Source organism: Corallococcus caeni (assembly GCF_036245865.1).
Classification (GTDB): Bacteria; Myxococcota; Myxococcia; order Myxococcales; family Myxococcaceae; genus Corallococcus; species Corallococcus caeni.
In genome coordinates this window covers 200,799-216,613 of record NZ_BTTW01000010.1, presented here as the reverse complement: position 1 = coordinate 216,613, position 15,815 = coordinate 200,799, and the positions used below count along the sequence as shown (strand labels likewise).

General features: G+C 71.4%; 15 protein-coding genes. 12 read left to right on the top strand and 3 right to left on the bottom strand.

Annotated features, from left to right (window positions below):
- Window positions 1-109 precede the first annotated feature (109 nt).
- A complete protein-coding gene (locus tag AABA78_RS33875; protein WP_338269547.1) occupies window positions 110-826 on the top strand; it encodes a head GIN domain-containing protein in 717 nt (238 codons plus the stop codon).
- A 431-nt stretch (window positions 827-1,257) separates the two neighbouring features.
- Here AABA78_RS33875 and AABA78_RS33870 read toward each other — a convergent pair whose 3' ends face one another.
- The gene (locus tag AABA78_RS33870; RefSeq protein ID WP_338269546.1) at window positions 1,258-2,277 is read right to left on the bottom strand and encodes an aldo/keto reductase; all 1,020 of its coding nucleotides are present in this window, start codon (window positions 2,275-2,277) and stop codon (window positions 1,258-1,260) included.
- Window positions 2,278-2,355: 78 nt separating this feature from the next.
- Between AABA78_RS33870 and AABA78_RS33865 the strand changes: the two genes are divergently transcribed.
- Together AABA78_RS33865 and AABA78_RS33860 are read left to right on the top strand one after the other, a co-directional pair.
- A complete protein-coding gene (locus AABA78_RS33865) occupies window positions 2,356-3,072 on the top strand; it encodes a DUF429 domain-containing protein (RefSeq protein WP_338269544.1) in 717 nt (238 codons plus the stop codon).
- 69 nt (window positions 3,073-3,141) lie between these two features.
- On the top strand, window positions 3,142-4,083 hold the full coding sequence (locus tag AABA78_RS33860; RefSeq protein WP_338269543.1) for a hypothetical protein: 942 nt from the start codon (window positions 3,142-3,144) through the stop codon (window positions 4,081-4,083).
- A gap of 16 nt (window positions 4,084-4,099) precedes the next feature.
- Here AABA78_RS33860 and AABA78_RS33855 read toward each other — a convergent pair whose 3' ends face one another.
- Window positions 4,100-6,226 (bottom strand): tenascin-X, encoded by a 2,127-nt coding sequence (locus AABA78_RS33855; protein WP_338269542.1) that lies wholly within the window; start codon window positions 6,224-6,226, stop codon window positions 4,100-4,102.
- A gap of 290 nt (window positions 6,227-6,516) precedes the next feature.
- Between AABA78_RS33855 and AABA78_RS33850 the strand changes: the two genes are divergently transcribed.
- The 8 genes from AABA78_RS33850 to AABA78_RS33815 all read left to right on the top strand — a co-directional run bounded on the left by AABA78_RS33850 (window position 6,517) and on the right by AABA78_RS33815 (window position 14,966).
- Complete coding sequence (locus AABA78_RS33850; RefSeq protein WP_338269541.1) at window positions 6,517-6,807, top strand: hypothetical protein; 291 nt, start codon at window positions 6,517-6,519, stop codon at window positions 6,805-6,807.
- A gap of 7 nt (window positions 6,808-6,814) precedes the next feature.
- Window positions 6,815-7,141 carry a hypothetical protein gene (locus tag AABA78_RS33845; protein WP_338269539.1) on the top strand — a complete coding sequence of 109 codons (327 nt, stop codon included), beginning with the start codon at window positions 6,815-6,817 and terminating at the stop codon, window positions 7,139-7,141.
- Between the two features lie 378 nt (window positions 7,142-7,519).
- Window positions 7,520-9,205 (top strand): serine/threonine protein kinase, encoded by a 1,686-nt coding sequence (locus AABA78_RS33840; protein ID WP_338269537.1) that lies wholly within the window; start codon window positions 7,520-7,522, stop codon window positions 9,203-9,205.
- Window positions 9,206-9,277: 72 nt separating this feature from the next.
- A complete protein-coding gene (gene gshB / locus AABA78_RS33835) occupies window positions 9,278-10,231 on the top strand; it encodes a glutathione synthase (protein ID WP_338269536.1) in 954 nt (317 codons plus the stop codon).
- A gap of 2 nt (window positions 10,232-10,233) precedes the next feature.
- Window positions 10,234-11,001: a tRNA1(Val) (adenine(37)-N6)-methyltransferase gene (locus AABA78_RS33830; protein ID WP_338269535.1), complete on the top strand. Its 768-nt coding sequence runs from the start codon at window positions 10,234-10,236 to the stop codon at window positions 10,999-11,001.
- A 115-nt stretch (window positions 11,002-11,116) separates the two neighbouring features.
- Window positions 11,117-11,623, top strand: a complete 507-nt coding sequence (locus AABA78_RS33825; protein ID WP_338269533.1) for a DoxX family protein — start codon at window positions 11,117-11,119, stop codon at window positions 11,621-11,623.
- 110 nt (window positions 11,624-11,733) lie between these two features.
- Window positions 11,734-13,479, top strand: a complete 1,746-nt coding sequence (locus AABA78_RS33820; protein ID WP_338269531.1) for a CapA family protein — start codon at window positions 11,734-11,736, stop codon at window positions 13,477-13,479.
- 212 nt (window positions 13,480-13,691) lie between these two features.
- Window positions 13,692-14,966, top strand: a complete 1,275-nt coding sequence (locus AABA78_RS33815; RefSeq protein WP_338269529.1) for an MFS transporter — start codon at window positions 13,692-13,694, stop codon at window positions 14,964-14,966.
- 7 nt (window positions 14,967-14,973) lie between these two features.
- On the opposite strand, the gene AABA78_RS33810 is transcribed toward AABA78_RS33815, so the two are convergent.
- Window positions 14,974-15,303, bottom strand: coding sequence for a metalloregulator ArsR/SmtB family transcription factor (locus AABA78_RS33810; protein ID WP_338269528.1), 330 nt, complete (start codon window positions 15,301-15,303; stop codon window positions 14,974-14,976).
- A 56-nt stretch (window positions 15,304-15,359) separates the two neighbouring features.
- On the opposite strand from AABA78_RS33810, the gene AABA78_RS33805 reads away from it, so the two are divergent.
- Window positions 15,360-15,797 carry an SRPBCC family protein gene (locus tag AABA78_RS33805; protein ID WP_171418708.1) on the top strand — a complete coding sequence of 146 codons (438 nt, stop codon included), beginning with the start codon at window positions 15,360-15,362 and terminating at the stop codon, window positions 15,795-15,797.
- Window positions 15,798-15,815: the final 18 nt, after the last annotated feature.

The window sequence follows — 15,815 nt, the reverse complement described above, 5'->3', positions numbered from 1 at the left end:
CAGGTTCCGCCTCCCTCACGCAATCGTCCTACGGCGTCCTCCGTACTCGAGGCATTCCGCCCGGACGTGCTTCCACGTCCTCGCGCTTCGCCCGGAGCCGACCATGAGGATGTCCTCGCTTTCCCTGCTCGCCGCCTGCTGCTTCGCCACCACCGCCTGCACCGCCCACGCGGAGGACGCGACCAAGCCCTCCCAGGGCTCGGGCGAGACGCGCCAGGTGGCGGACTTCCACGGCGTCTCCGTGGGCCACGGCATGCAGGCGGAGGTGAAGGTGGGCCCCAAGTCCGTCCGCCTGGAGGGCTCCTCTGAAAACCTCTCCCGCATCCAGCTGGAGGTGGAGGACGGCATCCTCACCACGCGCGTGGAGCGCAAGGGCTGGAGCGGCCTCAACGGCCGGGTGAAGATCATCGTGTCCTCGCCCCGCATCGACCATGTGGAGGTCAGCGGCGGCGGCCGCATGAACGCCGACGTCACCGCGTCCGACGAGTTCGACGCCGAGGCCAGCGGCGGCGCGGTGCTCACCGTGCGCGGCGTGGACGCCAAGAAGGTGGACGCCGAGGCCAGCGGCGGCGCCGAAATCACCATGACCGGCCGCGCGCGGGAGCTGGATGCCGAGGTCAGCGGCGGCTCGCAGCTCCACGCTCAGCAGCTCCAGGGCGTCACCACCCTGGACGTGGACGCCAGCGGCGGCGCCATCGTGGAGGCCAACGCCTCCGACAGCGTCTCGGGCGAAGCGTCCGGCGGCAGCATCATCCGCCTGTCGAAGCGGCCGCAGAACGCCGACCTGGAGGTCAGCGGCGGCTCGCGCCTGGACACGTCGAACTAGCCGCTCGGCACCGGGAAAGGTTACCCGGGCCCCGGGAGTGACCCGGGGCCCGGACAGGCCCCCCATGAAGCATCAGAGCCGCCGCACACCGGACCTCCAAGGTCATCCGGGCGACCGTGCTCCTTCCACGTGGATGCCGACCGCACAGGTGTGCTGCCGGACAGGCGCGTGGGCCCCATGGAACGCGCTCGAGTGACCGAACGCTTCGCAGTCCCCAAGATATTGGAAGTCCGTCCCAATCCCAAACACCGTCGGTGTCTTTCGCCATCGGACTCGCAGGCGCTCCCGCGTCATGCGGCGCCTGCCGTCCCAGACAAGGCGTAGGGGCAGACGCACCGCGCTCACACGGTGCGTCGTGGGAACGCAGCGGGTCGGGTCCATCCAGCGATGATGGAAAACTCCGTACGAATGGGACTCCGGGAGCAACGGGCTCAGCGGGCCGGGGGGAAGCGGTCCGCGTTCTGACGCTCCACCATCCAGCCGGGGTACTCGGCGGGCAGCTTGGAGACGGCGTCCAGCTTCGAGAGCTGCTCGGGGCTGAGGCGCAGCTCGGACGCGGCCAGGTTGTCGTCCAGCTGGGCCTGCGTCTTGGCGCCCAGGATGACGGTGGTGACGTGCGGCTGGTGCAGCAGCCACGCGAGCGCCACGCGCGCCACGGTGGTGCCCGTCTCCTTCGCCACCGCGTCCATCACGTCGATGGCGTTGTACGCGCGCTCGCGGTCCACGGGCGGGAAGTCGAAGGCGGTGCGGCGGGCGCCCTCGGGGCCTTCGGCGCCGCGGCGGTACTTGCCGGACAGGAAGCCGCCCGCGAGCGGGCTCCACACCATCAGGCCCACCTGCTGGTCCTTCATCAGCGGCACCAGCTCCCGCTCCAGGTCGCGGCCGGCGATGGAGTAGTACGCCTGGAGCGATTCGAAGCGGGACAGGCCGCGGTGGTCGCTCAGGCCCAGCGCCTTCATCAGCTGCCACGCGGCCAGGTTGGACGCGCCCAGGTAGCGCACCTTGCCCTCGCGCACGAGGTCGTCCAGCGCGCGCAGCGTCTCATCCAGCGGGGTGGCCGCGTCGTAGCCGTGGATCTGCAAGAGGTCGATGTGGTCCGTGCCCAGGCGCTTCAGGCTGGCGTGCACGGAGTCGAAGATGTGGTAGCGCGACAGGCCCACCTCGTTCTGGCCCGGGCCCATGCGGCCGCGCACCTTGGTGGCCAGCACCACCTGCGACCGCTTCGCCGCCAACGCCTTGCCGAGCAGCTCCTCCGACTGCCCGTACGAATACACGTTCGCGGTGTCGAAGAAGTTGATGCCCGCGTCCAGGCACCGGCCCACCAGCGCGTCGGCCTCCGCCTGTCCCTGCTGCCCGATGTTCTTCCAGAAGCCCTCGCCACCGAAGGTCATGGCGCCGAAACACAGTTCAGAGACAAACAGGCCGGTGCGGCCCAGCGGACGGTAGTGCATGTGCGTGTCACCTTGGGTGGAAGTGAAGGCGGCCCCTCTTAACGTCCGGTGCACGGCCCCGCAGCAGGAAGGCACGCGATGACGGACGCGCTCCGCTTCGTGGGCTGGGACCTGACGGACCCGTTCGCCCGCGCCCCCCGCCCCGTGGATGAGGCCGTCGTGGACGGGGACGGCCGCGTGCGCTTCTCCCAGCGCGTCTGGCCCGCGCCACGGCCGGGTCACGGGCTGGACCCGGAGGCGCTCGCGGAGGCCTTCGCCCTCCAGCCCGGCGACGTCGCGGTGGTGGACGGGCCGCAGGCGCTGGCGAACCCCGGCGAGCGCGTGCGGGACGCGGAGCGCAAGCTGCGAGCTCCGGGCCGCACGCCGGACGCGCTGCCCCTGCCCGGAGCACCCTTCGCGGGCTTCGTGCGCGGCAGCGTGCTGCTGTTCGCCGCGCTGCGGGCCCAGGCCCGGGTGCCCATGCTGGACCTGGACACACCGGCGCTGTCCCACGCGCGCCTCTTCGAGGCCTTCCCCGGCGCCACCTGGCGCGCGCTGGCTGTGGAGAAGTTGGGGGCAAAGGCCTCGCCCGAAGGACGCGCCCGGAGGCAGGCCCTGCTGGAGTCCGCCGGCCTGCGCTTCAGCGACGCGGGGACGTGCACGCACGACCAGCTGGACGCCGCGCTCTGCGCCTGGCTGGCCTGGCGCACGCGCACGCGGCCCGGGGACGTCACCGCGGTGGGCCTGCCCCTCACGCAGGACGCGGACGGGACGCTGCGCGAGGGGCGCATCCTGGACCTGGCCACTCGGCGGTAATCCACTATTGCTAATTTTACTGCTTAATCTGTTTTAATCCCTCTCAACTCCAACCGAGAGGGACGACACATGCGTGGAACGTCGTGGAAGGCCGTGACGGTGGTGGTGGGGCTGGTGGGCGCGCCGGTGCTGGCGGAGGACGCGACCGTCCATCTGCCGTACGGCGTGCCGGTGCCGGAGGGGCAGGAGCTGACGGCGGCGCCGGAGCCCTTCGACGAGTCGGTGCATGGCCGGGCGCTTCCCAACACGCAGCCGCAGGCGAACGAGGTGTTGAAGGGCGCGGCGGCGCGGCTGCCGGAGCGCTCCAGCCGGCCGCGGCCGCGCGACCCCATCCCGGACATCTTCCCGGGCTCCGGGGACCGGGGCTTCTGGGTGAACCAGGGCCAGGGCATCTTCGCGGCCAACGACGCGCAGACGGACCTGGTCATCCCGGACAACGCGGTGGGGACGACCATCTATGCGCCCACGCACATGCCGGCGGGCAACGTGTGCGTGGAGACGGTGACGGCGCACTGGCGCTATTCGGGCATGGCGACGACGGCGCACGCGCACGGCTTCTGGGACCACTGCGGCTTCGACGGCGCCACGGGCTGGCAGACCTTCGAGGGCATGGACGCGACGTGGAAGGGCAAGTACGTGCGCGTGCTGGACGGCGAGGAGCGCTACTTCACGGAGGTCTACAAGGACGGCGGCGGCTGCGCGCACGGGCTGCTCTACAACTTCACGCAAGGCCTGTGGGAGGAGAAGCTGACGCCCATCTGCGGCAACTCCGGCTTCGCCACGGGCTGGACGATGTGGGAGTCGCACTACCTGATGGACGTGGCGCAGCGCTGCCCCGCGTTCCCGCGCGTGCGCGCCTCCGGCATCCAGGTCTACACGGTGAGCGCATGGCCCGCGCTCACCACCAGCAACAGCAGCCAGCTGGGGCCCTACGGCCTGTGCTGGACCAACGGCACGTACAACTTCGCCGTCTCCGTGCCCAACAGCGACTGGACCGCGCTGACGCCGTGACGCACGTCGCGGGCCTTCAGCGCCCGCGCACCGGGTCCTCGTGATGGTCGTGCCCTGGCCCGCCGAACGTTCCGGGCCAGGGTTCCTCCGCGGGCTTCAGGCCGGGGATGGGGAAGCGCCGGAAGCGCGCCTGGCTGTACGCGTACGGCGGATCGCACTCGCCGCACGTCGTCGCCCTGTCCATCATCACCACGCTGTCCGGCCCCAGCTCCAGGAACTGCGCGGGCGTCGCCGCGTTCGACACGGGGCACTGGAACACCTCACTGCCGTCCTTCGCGCTCACCGCGAACAGCACCGGCCCCCGGGCATCCAGGCCCGTGCCCAGCACCACCGTCTCCGGCGGCTGCCCGGGCCATGACGTCCAACTCGCCAGCCGCACCTCCGGCGCCACCGGCCCCGGCCACCCCTGGAACGCATGCGTCCAGGACGGCGTGAGATTCGGCAACGCGTAGCCCTCCAGCCGCCACTCGCCGACGGTGTCGTCCTCGGACGGAGAGGGGATCACGTGCGTGGACGTCGCCAGCGCGCGGCCCAGCCCCCGGGGGAAGGTCCGCGAGCCCACCGCCTGCCCGTCCTGCGTGCTCAGCGCCTGCGTGGAGCGCTCGTTGAGCAAGAGCCCGTTCACGATGGCCAGCTCGCCCGCGGCGAAGGCCTCCGTCTTGCGCCAGCGCGGCACCCCGTCCTGCGAGAACGCCATCAGCAGCGTGGGCGCCCCCGGATACAGCGGCGCCCCCACGTTCTGCGTCTGCCCGAACGCCACGTACAAATCCCCCGCCGCGTCGGACGCCACGCCGTACGGGTGCGGGTGGTTGCACTCCGCGAGCAGCGGATCCTGCAGCGCCTGCGCGGACACCATCCCGCCAAAGGCATCCAGCACCACCAGGAAGTACCGCCGGCACAGCGTGTCGCGCGCCGTGCCGGACGGGTACGCCTCGAAGAGCGCCGCCAGCCGGTCCGGCTGCATCACCCCCAGCCGCGCCATGAACACCGTCGTCAGCCCCTGCGTGAAGTCCGGCCGCGCCGCCGCCAGGTCGAACGTCCACCGGGGCGCGCCCGTCACCCGGTCCAGCAGCGACACCTGCCCGGAGCCCGGCAGGTCCATGCACAACAGCCGGTCGTTCCACAGCATGCACCGGCGCCCCGCCACGCTCGCGCGCACCGGCACCGGGCCCGCCGCGTCCAGCAGCGCCGGCACGAAGAAGCCCACCAGCGTCACGTCCCCCGTGGGCCCCACCAAGAGGTCATGCAGCGCCTCGCCGTTGGACTTCGCGTCGTAGGTCCAGTCCGGCACCACCGCCGTCGCGGCGGGGCGCTCGCACACGGAGCCCCTGCACTTCCCCGGTCCCTGGCACGGGCTGGCCGGCGCGCACGTGAAGTTGTCCGGCGGGTCGCGGCGCTGGCACGTCCCGTCCAGGCACACGTCCGCCGCGTCACAGCCGCGCTCCGGGCCGCAGAAGGTGCCGTCCTGCGCCTTCGCCAGCGTGCACCCCACCTTCGGGTCGCACGCGCCCACCTGGCACTTCCCGTCCCCCGGACACGGCGGCGCCGGCACCGACGTGCAGCCGTCCAGCGGACTGCACACGTCCGTGGTGCACGCGTCGCCGTCGTCGCAGACGCGCTCCGTCCCCTTGCACCGCCCCGCCGTGCACGTGGCGCCCAGGATGCACGCGTTGCCCGGGTCGCACGCCGTGCCGTCCGGCTCCTCGGCCTCCACGCACGCCTCCGTCGTCACGTCGAACGTGGAGGTGTGGCAGGCCACCGGCGTGGGGCAGTCCGGGAAGGGGTTCGCCTCCCCGCGCAGCTCCACCCGCACCTCCCCGCCCCCGGGCGCCCGGCCCACCAGCGTGGCCGTCAACACGCCCGCCGCCTCCGGCCGGTAGGACAGCCGGACCGGCACCTCGCCCGGCGCCATCCGCGCGGGCAGCCCGGCCGCGGAGAAGGGCGCCGCCAGCGACGTCCAGTCCACGTCCAGCGTCGTGCGCCCCGCGTTCACCACGCGGAGCTCCACCACCCGCTCCACCTGGGGGTAGCTGGGCGGGAACACCACGGACTCCTGGGAGACCCGCAGGAGGCTCCGGGCGCCCGTCAGCGGGGGTTCCTCCCGGCAGGCGCCCACGAAGGCCAGGAGGGCAGCCAGGGCCATTGCCAGGCCCCTGGGCGACGAGGGGGCGACCCCCCGCAAGCCCGTTGGAGCTTCCGGAAGGCCCGTCAGGCCCCCACTGCCCACCGTCCGCGCGCGCGCCATCGTGCCTCCTGCCTGCTGCCTATAGCACCCCTCTCCATCCCCCTGTCCCACGGCACCCCACCCCCCGGGGTTTCAGGATTGGGCACTTCAATGCCTGAGTTTTTTTCAGCCCCAAGGGTTTCGAGCCCTTCCAACCCCCCGGAACGACAGGCCTGTCGCAGGGTACGGTTCTGGCAACGGGCGCGGGGATGACCCTGGCCGGCCCTCCGCACGTTTCTCCAGGATTGCAGGCGTTCACGGTGCTCATCGCCCGGGGCGTCCAGTCCACGGTGAACGGGCTGTCGGCGGAGGTACGACAGGCGGTGCTGGCCGAGCTGTTCCGCATGGGCGCGCGCGCCTCCGAGGAGCACTCGGGGCACACGCCCTGCCCTCCCTACACCCTGCGCCTGGACGTGGCGGACTGCCGGATGCACGTGGAGCTGGACCCGACGCGCACCCGGCTGTCCCTGACGGGCCTCACCCGGCCCCGGCCGCACTAGAGGAACCGTGAACGAGCGGTGGACGTATGGGCCCATGGTGCCCCGGCGCGCGGGCTACGAGGAGAGCTGGGAGCTCACCTACCGCGTGGAGCAGCTCCGGGAGCTGGTGGGCCAGGAGCTGCACCTGGACGCCGGGCTCGCCGAGGAGCTGGACGACACCCTCGCCCGCCTGGTCATGCGCAACCAGCGCCTGCGCAGCCTGCACCGCATGGTGTCCGCCGAACGGGAGCCGGAGGACCTGGTCATGCTCCGCGCCGCGCTGGAGGAGATGGACCGGCAGCTGCTCCAGGACCTGCCCGGCCTGCTGGAGCGGCTGCGCGCCACGCTCCTGTAGCAGCGTGTCCCCGCCGGGAAGCCCTGTCGGTTTCCGACTTGTGCACGGGCCCTGCTGCTTTTCACCAGTCTAATTGGAGTATTGATCAACTGGTGGAAGCAGTAGGGGGCACGGAGTTGGGGACAAGTCAGCAAGCCTCCGGATTCATTCACGAATCGGCGATCTGCTACATGTGGGCAAATTGGCGGTTATCCCCGGGCATCCACAGCGTCGCTCCGGTGCCACGGGTTGTCCACAGGTCCGTCCACACCATCCACAGGTGATCCACAGGGACCTCGGGGGCCTGGAGCCGGCGCGCACCGGCAAGGAAGGACCCCGGATGCAACAGCCCTGTTATGGTCCGGCCCGGCTTTCTTCACGACGCGGGCGCCATCCTTCATGGCGCTGGAGGATGGACTCATCGACTTCCACCGGGGCGAGCGCATCGGGAAGTACGAGGTGCTCACGCAGCTGACCGTGGGCGGCATGGCGGAGCTGTTCCTGGGCTACACGTCGGGCCCGGGCGGCTTCCGCAAGTACGTGGTCATCAAGCGCATCCTCCCGGACGCCCGCTCCAATGATCAGTTCGTCCGCATGTTCCTGGACGAGGCGCGCATCACCGCGGCCTTCAACCACCCGAACATCGCGCAGGTGTTCGACCTGGGGGAGGAGGACGACGGGCTCTACCTGGCCATGGAGTTCATCGGCGGGCAGAACCTCAACCAGGTGACCAGCGCGTGCCTGAAGAAGCGCCAGCCGGTGCCGCTGGCCTTCACCCTGTCCGTGGCCCGCGACGTGTGCCTGGCGCTGCACTACGCGCACACCTTCACGACCCCCGGCGGCGAGGCGAGCCCCGTCATCCACCGCGACGTGGCGCAGAAGAACATCATGGTGACGTACGACGGCACCGTGAAGCTGCTCGACTTCGGCATCGCCAAGGCGAAGAACAGCCTGGAGCGCACCAGCGTCGGCACGGTGAAGGGCACCACCGGCTACATGTCCCCGGAGCAGGTGCGCGGCGATCCGCTGGATGGCAGGAGCGACCTGTTCTCCGTGGGCGTGGTGATGCACGAGCTCATCACCGGGGAGCGGCTCTTCGCGGGCAAGACCGAGCGCGACGAGATGGTGAAGATCCTCGAGGACGCCATCCCGTGGCCGTCCGTGCTGCTGCCGCACATCTCCGAGGACATCTCCCGCGTGGTGATGCGCGCGCTGGAGCGCAACGTGGACCGCCGCTACCCGTCCGGGCGGGACATGGCGCGCGCCATCGAGAAGGCGGCCGGCGGCAAGCTGATGGACGCCGAGCAGCGCGCCGCCCTCATGAAGGGCCTGTTCGCGGAGCGCATGGCCGCCACGCGCTCGCTGCTGGAGAGCGCGGACGTCACGACGAGCGGCCAGGTGCTGGCGTCCGCGAAGCGGGCGCTCCAGAAGGATGACGGCCCCTACCTGCCGGAGCGCAAGGCCACCGCGCTCAGCGTGGTGGAGGCGCGCAAGAAGGCGGAGATCGCGAAGCTGCGCGCGGAGGAGTCCGGCAGCGACGAGACCGCGCCCCCGGTGGCGCGCTCCAGGCTGGGCGTCGTCTGGGCGCTGCTGTCGCTGTCGCTGTTCCTGGGCCTGGCCTACGGCGCGTTCCGGCTCACCAAGCTGCTGGAGGCCGAGGAGACACCGCCTCCCGACCCGGAGAGCCTGGGCGCGATGGTCCCCCTCCGGCCGCGCGAGCCCCCCGTCCCCGACGCGGGCGTGGCCACCGCGGCGGTGGACAAGGACAAGGACAAGGACTCCAAGGACAGGGACTCCAAGGACAGGGACCCGGGCACGAAGGACCGGGACGACTCCAACCGGCCTGGCGGCCGGAGCCGGAAGAGCAAGGGCGAGGTGACGCTCTTCCTGGACGAGCCCGCGGAGGTCTTCCTCAACAACAAGTCCCTGGGCCGCGCGCCGCTGGTGAAGCGCTCGCTGCCGGTGGGACAGGCGGAGCTCGTCCTGGTGGGCGCGGACAAGAAGCGCCGGGTGCTCGCCGTGCCGGTGGAGGCGGGCAAGCCCGTGCGCCTCAACCTCAAGCTGAGGGAGCTGCCGGGCCGCTGAGTTCCAGGTTGGACGAAGGGGCGTTCGAAGGAGCGGCACGGGCGGAAGCGGTCCGCTATCTTCCGCCCCCTCATGGCCCTCTCCCTAGGCTTCCTGATGGACCCGCTCGAGAGCGTGCGGGTGGACCACGACACGACGTTCTCGCTGATGCTGGAGGCCCAGCGGCGGGGGCACGACGTCTACTACTTCGAACAGGGGTGGCTGCGCTTCAACGGCCGGTGCTCGGAGGCGCGCATGCGCCGGGTCAAGGTGCGGCGCGAGGTCGGCCAGCACTTCGACGTGCTGGCGGAGGACGTGCGGCCCCTGTCGAAGCTGGACGTGCTCTTCCTTCGCAAGGACCCGCCGGTGGACGCGGACTATCTGCACGCCACGCAGCTGGTGGAGCTGTGTCCGGACCGTTCTCCCATCTTCATCAACAACCCGTCCGGCATCCGCGACGCGAACGAGAAGCTCTTCACGCTGAACTACCCGGACCTGATGCCGGACACGCGCGTGACGCGGGAGCTGTCCGTGGTGCTGGAGTTCGCGGCGAAGAACGCGCAGGGCACCATCCTGAAGCCCATCGACGGCTTCGGCGGCAAGGGCATCCTCTTCCTCGCGCCGGGGGACCGCAACGCGCGCTCCATGGTGGAGCTGCTCACGCAGGGCGGCAAGGAGCCCATCCTCGCGCAGGCGTACGTGCCGGAGAGCCGCCTGGGCGACAAGCGCATCATCCTGGTGGATGGAGACCCGGTGGGCGCGGTGCTGCGCGTGCCGTCGGACGCGGACCACCGGGGCAACATGGCCGCGGGCGGCACGCCGATGAAGGCGCAGATCACCGAGCGCGACCTCTACATCTGCAAGCGCCTCAAGCCCGCGCTCCAGGAGAAGGGGCTGACGCTGGTGGGCATCGACGTGCTGGGCGACTACCTCACGGAGGTGAACGTCACCAGCCCCACGGGCCTCGTGGAGGCCAGCCACCTGGACGGCGTCTCCTGCGAGGCGCGCGTGCTGGACGTGGCCGAGCGGATGCACGGCGCGCGCTGAACGTGCTGGAGGACGGCGAGACGCTGGACTCCATTGGCACCGCGGACGTGCGCGTCTTCCAGCGCCGGACGGGCTACCGCTTCACGCTGGACGCGGTGCTGCTGGCGCACTTCGCGGCCACGGAAGGCGGCGACCTGCCGGGGCCGGTGCTGGAATTGGGCGCGGGCAGCGGCGTGGTGTCGCTGCTGCTGGTGAAGCAGTTCGGCGTCGCGGGCCCGGTGGACGCGCTGGAGTTGCAGCCCGCGGTGCACGCGCGGCTGACGCGCGCGGTGGCGCTCAACGGGTGCGAGGGCCGGGTGCGCCCGGTGCTCGGGGACCTGCGGCAGGCGCGGACGTTGTTCGTGCCCGGGGCCTACGGGCAGGTGGTGTCCAACCCGCCGTTCCGCCGGGCCCAGGCGGGCGTGGTGAGCCCGGACGCGGAGCGGGCCGTGTCCAAGTCGGAGGTGGCGTGCGACGCGCCCTCCGTGGTCGCGGCGGCGCGGCATGCGTTGCGGCCGGGCGGGGGCGTGAGCCTGGTGTATCCGGCGGCGCGGCTGGCGGAGGTGCTGGGGGTGCTCGCGGGCGCGCGGTTGTTCCCCCGGGTGCTGCGGTCGGTGCACGCGCGGGTGGATGCGCCCGCCACGCGCTTCCTGGTGCAGGCGCTGCGGGACCAGGACCGGGGCCTGGCTGTACGTGCGCCGCTCATCGTTCACGGCGAGGGCCCCGGCGGGTACAGCGCGGAGGTGGCGGCGCTGATGGACGTGCCGCTGGCGGAGCGGGACGGGGGCTGAGTGCCCGGCCGCCGGGCGTGGGGACCTGCGAGCGTCGGGGCCGGATGAGCGGATGCGTCACAACGTATGGGGCACTTCACCCACAGGACGCCTGCGTCCCGACGAGGAGAGCCCCATGAACGTGGCGATGCTGAACGAACAACCGTCGTTGCTGAAGTCGGCCGCGCTGCTGCCGCCGCGCCTGTCGCTGGGCGCGACGATGATCCACCACGGCCTGGCGAAGCTGAAGAAGGAGAGCATGGAGGAGCAAGCGGGCATGTTCGAGCAGCTGGGCATCAAGCCCGGCAAGACATGGCTGCTGGCCACGGGCATCACGGAGCTGGTGGCCGGGGTGAGCTCCATCCTGGGCATCGCGACGCGGTTCACGGCGGTGTCGGTCATCGTCACGCAGGCGATGGCCATCGCGAAGGTGCACCGGAAGAACGGCTTCGACATCACCAAGGGCGGCTACGAGTTCAACGTGGCGCTCATCGCCATCGCGCTGGGGACGCTGATGCGCGGGCCGGGGCGGCTGTCGCTGCACAGCGCGCTGGAGCGGCGGGTGAAGCGCAAGGAGCTGAGGCACTTCCGGCTGCTGCCGCGTCAGCGCCGGGGCTCCATGCTGCTGGACGCGCTGGGGTAGGCGGACCCAGGCCTTGGAGGGGTGTGGGGGTGTCGCCTGCCCGGCTGCTGGTGAACCGGGCCCGTGGGTGGCGCCCCTGCCCCCGTCCCATCCCGTAAGATGCGCGGGCCATGGCCCCCCCGTCCGTCCTGCTGATGCTGGCGCTCGCCGCGCCCGCCGCGTCCGTCCCCAACTTCTCCACAGCCGAGTCCTCCAGCGCCGCCCGCCTCACCCAAGCGGGCACGGCCTCCGTGCGCTCCGTCCTCCGGAACGGGGGCGCCGGACAGCTGGAAGCCGCGGGCCTCGCGTCCGTGCGGAGCGCGATGGGAGATTCGGGGGCCACGCGGAACGGCTCGGCCGTCTCCATGCGGATGCCCGCGGGCTTCGCCGAGTCCATTCCGTCGTCGCCCCCCGGGTCGAAGACGGTGCCGGCCACGGGCGGCGCGCAAAGCCAGACAGACTCCCTCTCCGAAGCGGGCCGCATCGCCGTGGAGGCCAGCATCGGCGCCCTGCGCGCCGCCGCCATCGCGATGCACGGCAAGGCCGCCGCGCCCGGCCTCGCCGTGGGCAACCCGGACGAGCACTACGCCCGGGGCGTCGCCGCCCTCCAGTCCAAGGACTCCCGCACCGCCATCGCGGAGCTGTCCGCGTGCGTGCAGGCCGCGCCCTCCCGCGCCGACTGCCGCTGGGAGCTGGGCTGGGCCTACTCCGTGGAAGGCCGCTGGGCGGATTCCCTCACGCAGTGGACGCAGGTGCGCGCGCTCAATCCCAATCAACCCGACCTGGAGGGCGCGCTCACCCAGGCCCGCAACCAGGCCGCGCTCCAGGCGAAGCTCGCGCAGCCCGTGGACAGCACGCCCCGCCCTCCCCCGCCCCCGGGCGCGAAGCTGCGCATCCGCGCCGCCGGTGACCTGATGCTCGGCACCACCGTGCCGGAGGGCTACCTGCCCCCCGAGGGCGGCGGCAGCGTCATCGCGGCCGTGCGCCCCCTGCTGGAGGACGCGGACCTCACCTTCGTGAACCTGGAAGGGCCGCTCTGCGACACCGGCCGCACCACCAAGTGCCGCTCGCCCGCGAACTGCTACGCGTTCCGCTCCCCCACCTCCTTCGGCGAGTACCTGAAGCAGGCCAGCGTGGACGTGGTCTCCACCGCCAACAACCACTCCGGCGACTTCGGCGAGGAGTGCCGCCGCGCCACCGAGTCCACGCTGGACGCGCTGGGCATCGCCTGGAGCGGTCCGCCGGGCAGCGTCGCCACGCTGGAGCGCAACGGCCTGAAGATTGGCCTCGTGGCCTTCCACACGTCCGCGGGCTGCAACCACCTCAACAACCTGCCCACCGCCACCGCGCTGGTGAAGCAGACCGCCGCCACGCACGACATCGTCATCGTGTCCTTCCACGGCGGCGCGGAGGGCGGCAAGGCCCTGCACGTCCCGCCCGGCAAGGAGATGTTCTTCGGCGAGGACCGCGGCGACCTGCGCGCCTTCACCCACGCGGTGGTGGACGCGGGCGCGCACCTGGTGCTCGGCCACGGCCCGCACGTCGCGCGCGCCATGGAGTTCTACCAGGGCCGCCTCATCGCCTACTCCATGGGCAACTTCGCCACCTACGGCCGCTTCAACCTCAAGGGTCCGCAGGGCCTGGGGATGATCCTCGAAGTGGAGCTGGACGCGAACGGCCGCTTCTCCACCGGCCGCATCCTCCCCACGAAGCAGGTGGGCGAAGGCATCACCCAGCCGGACCCGGACGCCAACGTCGTCTCGCTGGTGAAGAAGCTCACCGCCGAGGACTTCCCCGACACGGGCGCCCGCATCGCCGACGACGGCCGCCTCTCTCCGCGCAAGTCGCCCGTCACGGCCTCCAGCACCGCGCCGTAGCGCCGCGCCTTCACGACAACGCCGCACCCGCACCCACGGAAAGCCGCCTCCGTGGGTGTTTTGCATGTCACGCATCGCGCCCCGCCGTCAGGGAATGCGCGCTTCGTTGAAGCCGGGCTGCTGCCTGGGCTGCCATGCGCTTCATTGCGCCTCCAAGCGTGCCGCGCCGTGCAAGGCGCGAGCGGGCGGCGTGCGCTAAGACAGACTCCGACGTGCCTGCCCATCGACTCCCACGACTGACCTCGCTGCGCCCGTTCGACTCCCCCGGCTACTTCGCGGTGTGGCTGGGCGCGCTCATCTCCAACATCGGCACCTGGATGGAGACGGTGGCGATGGGCGTGTACGTCACGCAGACCACGGGCAGGGCCGAATGGACGGGCGCCGTCGCCGCGCTGTCGTTCCTGCCCGCGGTCATCCTCGCGCCGGTGGGCGGCGCGCTGGCGGATCGCTTCGACCGGCGCGCGTATGCGGGGCTGGGCGCCATCCTCCAGGCGGCGCTCGCCGCCGTGCTGACGGTGCTGGCGTTCCGCGGACAGCTGTCGGTGTCCATCATCGGCGTCATCTCGTTCCTCAACGGGTGCGTGAGCACGCTCACCTATCCGGCCTTCTCCGCGCTGCTGGCGGAGCTGGTGCCGCCGGAAGACCTGCACCTGTCCACCAGCCTCAACTCCGCGCAGTTCAACCTGGGCCGCATCCTGGGCCCCACGCTGGCCGCGGTGGTGCTGCAGGCGGGCGGGCCCGCGTGGGCGCTGCTCGCGAACACGCTGTCCTTCTTCGCGGTGCTGGTGGCGCTGTGGCGCGTGGTGCCGCCCGCGCGGGACGCGGCCGCGAAGCGTGAGCCGCTCTGGGACGGCATCCGGCGCGGCATCACCGTGGCGCGCGACGACGAGGACATCTCGCTGGTGCTTGCGGCCACCTTCTTCGTGGCCGCGCTGGTGGCGCCCTTCATCGGCCTGGTGCCGGTGTTCGCCATCCGCGAGCTGGGCCAGGGCGCGGCGGCCACGTCGCTCTTGGTGACGTGCCAGGGCGCGGGCGCGGTGACGGCGGCGCTGGGCGTGGGCACGCTCGCGGAGCTCTTCGGGCAGCGCAAGCTGCGCGGTTACTCGGCCGCGACCATCGCGGTGCTGGCGGGGGTGTACTGGCTGGCGCCCACGCTCCAGGTGGCCGCGGTGTGCATCTTCTTCCTCGGCGCCAACTACCTGGTGCTGATGAGCAGCCTGAGCGCGTCCTGCCAGGGCCGCGTGCCGCGCGAGCTGCAAGCGCGCATGGGCAGCCTCTACAGCATGGTGCTGGGCGCGGGCTATGCGCTGGGCGTCTGGTTCCTGGGCGCGCTCGCGGACCGCATGAACCTGCGCTTCGTGACCATCGGCGCGGCGGCCATCTTCCTGGCGCTGGTGCTCACCACGCGCCTGCTCAAGCCCGCGCGCTTCGAGAACGAGCCCCTGGCCCAGGCGGAAGTCCAGCCGTTCTCCGACAGCGCGCACTGACGCGCCGTCAGTCCTCCTCCAGGTCCCGCTTCAGCTTCGTCAGCAGCTTCACCGCGTGCGTGGCGTAGGCGCTGATCCACCGCGCGTGGATGTCCTGGATGGGCGCCGCGTTGAGGTGGTTCCACCGCGTCCGCCCCTCCTTGTGCGACAGCACCAGCTCCGCCTTCTCCAGCACCTTGAGGTGCTGCATCACGGTGCAGCGGTCCAGGGTCTCCTCGAAGTGCTCGCACAGCTCCCCCGTCGTGCGCGGTGCGTCCTTCAACAGGTCCAGGATGGACCGCCGGCGCGAGTCCGCCAGCGCCTTGAAGATGAGGTCGTCCCGGTCGCTCCTTGACATGTTATATTTATATAACCTATTTCGAGGCCCGGACCAGTTCACGGCAGGGGTGCCCCATGGAGCCGAAGTTCCAGGTGCAGTTGAAGATCCGCAAGCCGGTGGCGCAGGTGTTCGAGGCGGTGGTGAACCCCGCGAAGCTGAGCGGCTACTTCGTGACGACGAGCAGCGGTCCGCTGGCCGAGGGCGCGACGGTGAAGTGGAGCTTCGCGGAGGCGCCGGGCGAGTTCGACGTCATCACGCGCGAGGTCGTCCCCAACGAGCGCATCGTCTTCGAGTGGCCCGCGGACGGCGGCTACAACACGCGCGTGGAGATGCGCTTCGTGCCGCTGGATGCGGGCAACACGATGGTGAAGATCAGCGAGTCCGGATGGAAGCCGGATGAGAAGGGCATCAAGGCGTCCTACGACAACGCGGGCGGCTGGATGCACATGATGCTCTGCCTCAAGGGTTACCTGGAATACGGCATCAACCTCCGCGAGGGCGGGGCGCTCTGAAATCCGCGACGCGGGGGA

What these genes read in the sequence shown, in the direction of transcription:
- AABA78_RS33860 (WP_338269543.1), top strand. Translation starts at nt 3,142, where the DNA reads ATGCGTGGAACGTCGTGGAAGGCCGTGACGGTGGTGGTGGGGCTGGTG.
- AABA78_RS33865 (WP_338269544.1), top strand. Translation starts at nt 2,356, where the DNA reads ATGACGGACGCGCTCCGCTTCGTGGGCTGGGACCTGACGGACCCGTTC.
- AABA78_RS33840 (WP_338269537.1), top strand. Translation starts at nt 7,520, where the DNA reads ATGGCGCTGGAGGATGGACTCATCGACTTCCACCGGGGCGAGCGCATC.
- AABA78_RS33810 (WP_338269528.1), bottom strand. Translation starts at nt 15,303, where the DNA reads ATGTCAAGGAGCGACCGGGACGACCTCATCTTCAAGGCGCTGGCGGAC.
- AABA78_RS33855 (WP_338269542.1), bottom strand. Translation starts at nt 6,226, where the DNA reads ATGGCCCTGGCTGCCCTCCTGGCCTTCGTGGGCGCCTGCCGGGAGGAA.
- gshB (WP_338269536.1), top strand. Translation starts at nt 9,278, where the DNA reads ATGGCCCTCTCCCTAGGCTTCCTGATGGACCCGCTCGAGAGCGTGCGG.
- AABA78_RS33805 (WP_171418708.1), top strand. Translation starts at nt 15,360, where the DNA reads ATGGAGCCGAAGTTCCAGGTGCAGTTGAAGATCCGCAAGCCGGTGGCG.
- AABA78_RS33820 (WP_338269531.1), top strand. Translation starts at nt 11,734, where the DNA reads ATGGCCCCCCCGTCCGTCCTGCTGATGCTGGCGCTCGCCGCGCCCGCC.
- AABA78_RS33825 (WP_338269533.1), top strand. Translation starts at nt 11,117, where the DNA reads ATGAACGTGGCGATGCTGAACGAACAACCGTCGTTGCTGAAGTCGGCC.
- AABA78_RS33875 (WP_338269547.1), top strand. Translation starts at nt 110, where the DNA reads ATGTCCTCGCTTTCCCTGCTCGCCGCCTGCTGCTTCGCCACCACCGCC.
- AABA78_RS33870 (WP_338269546.1), bottom strand. Translation starts at nt 2,277, where the DNA reads ATGCACTACCGTCCGCTGGGCCGCACCGGCCTGTTTGTCTCTGAACTG.
- AABA78_RS33850 (WP_338269541.1), top strand. Translation starts at nt 6,517, where the DNA reads ATGACCCTGGCCGGCCCTCCGCACGTTTCTCCAGGATTGCAGGCGTTC.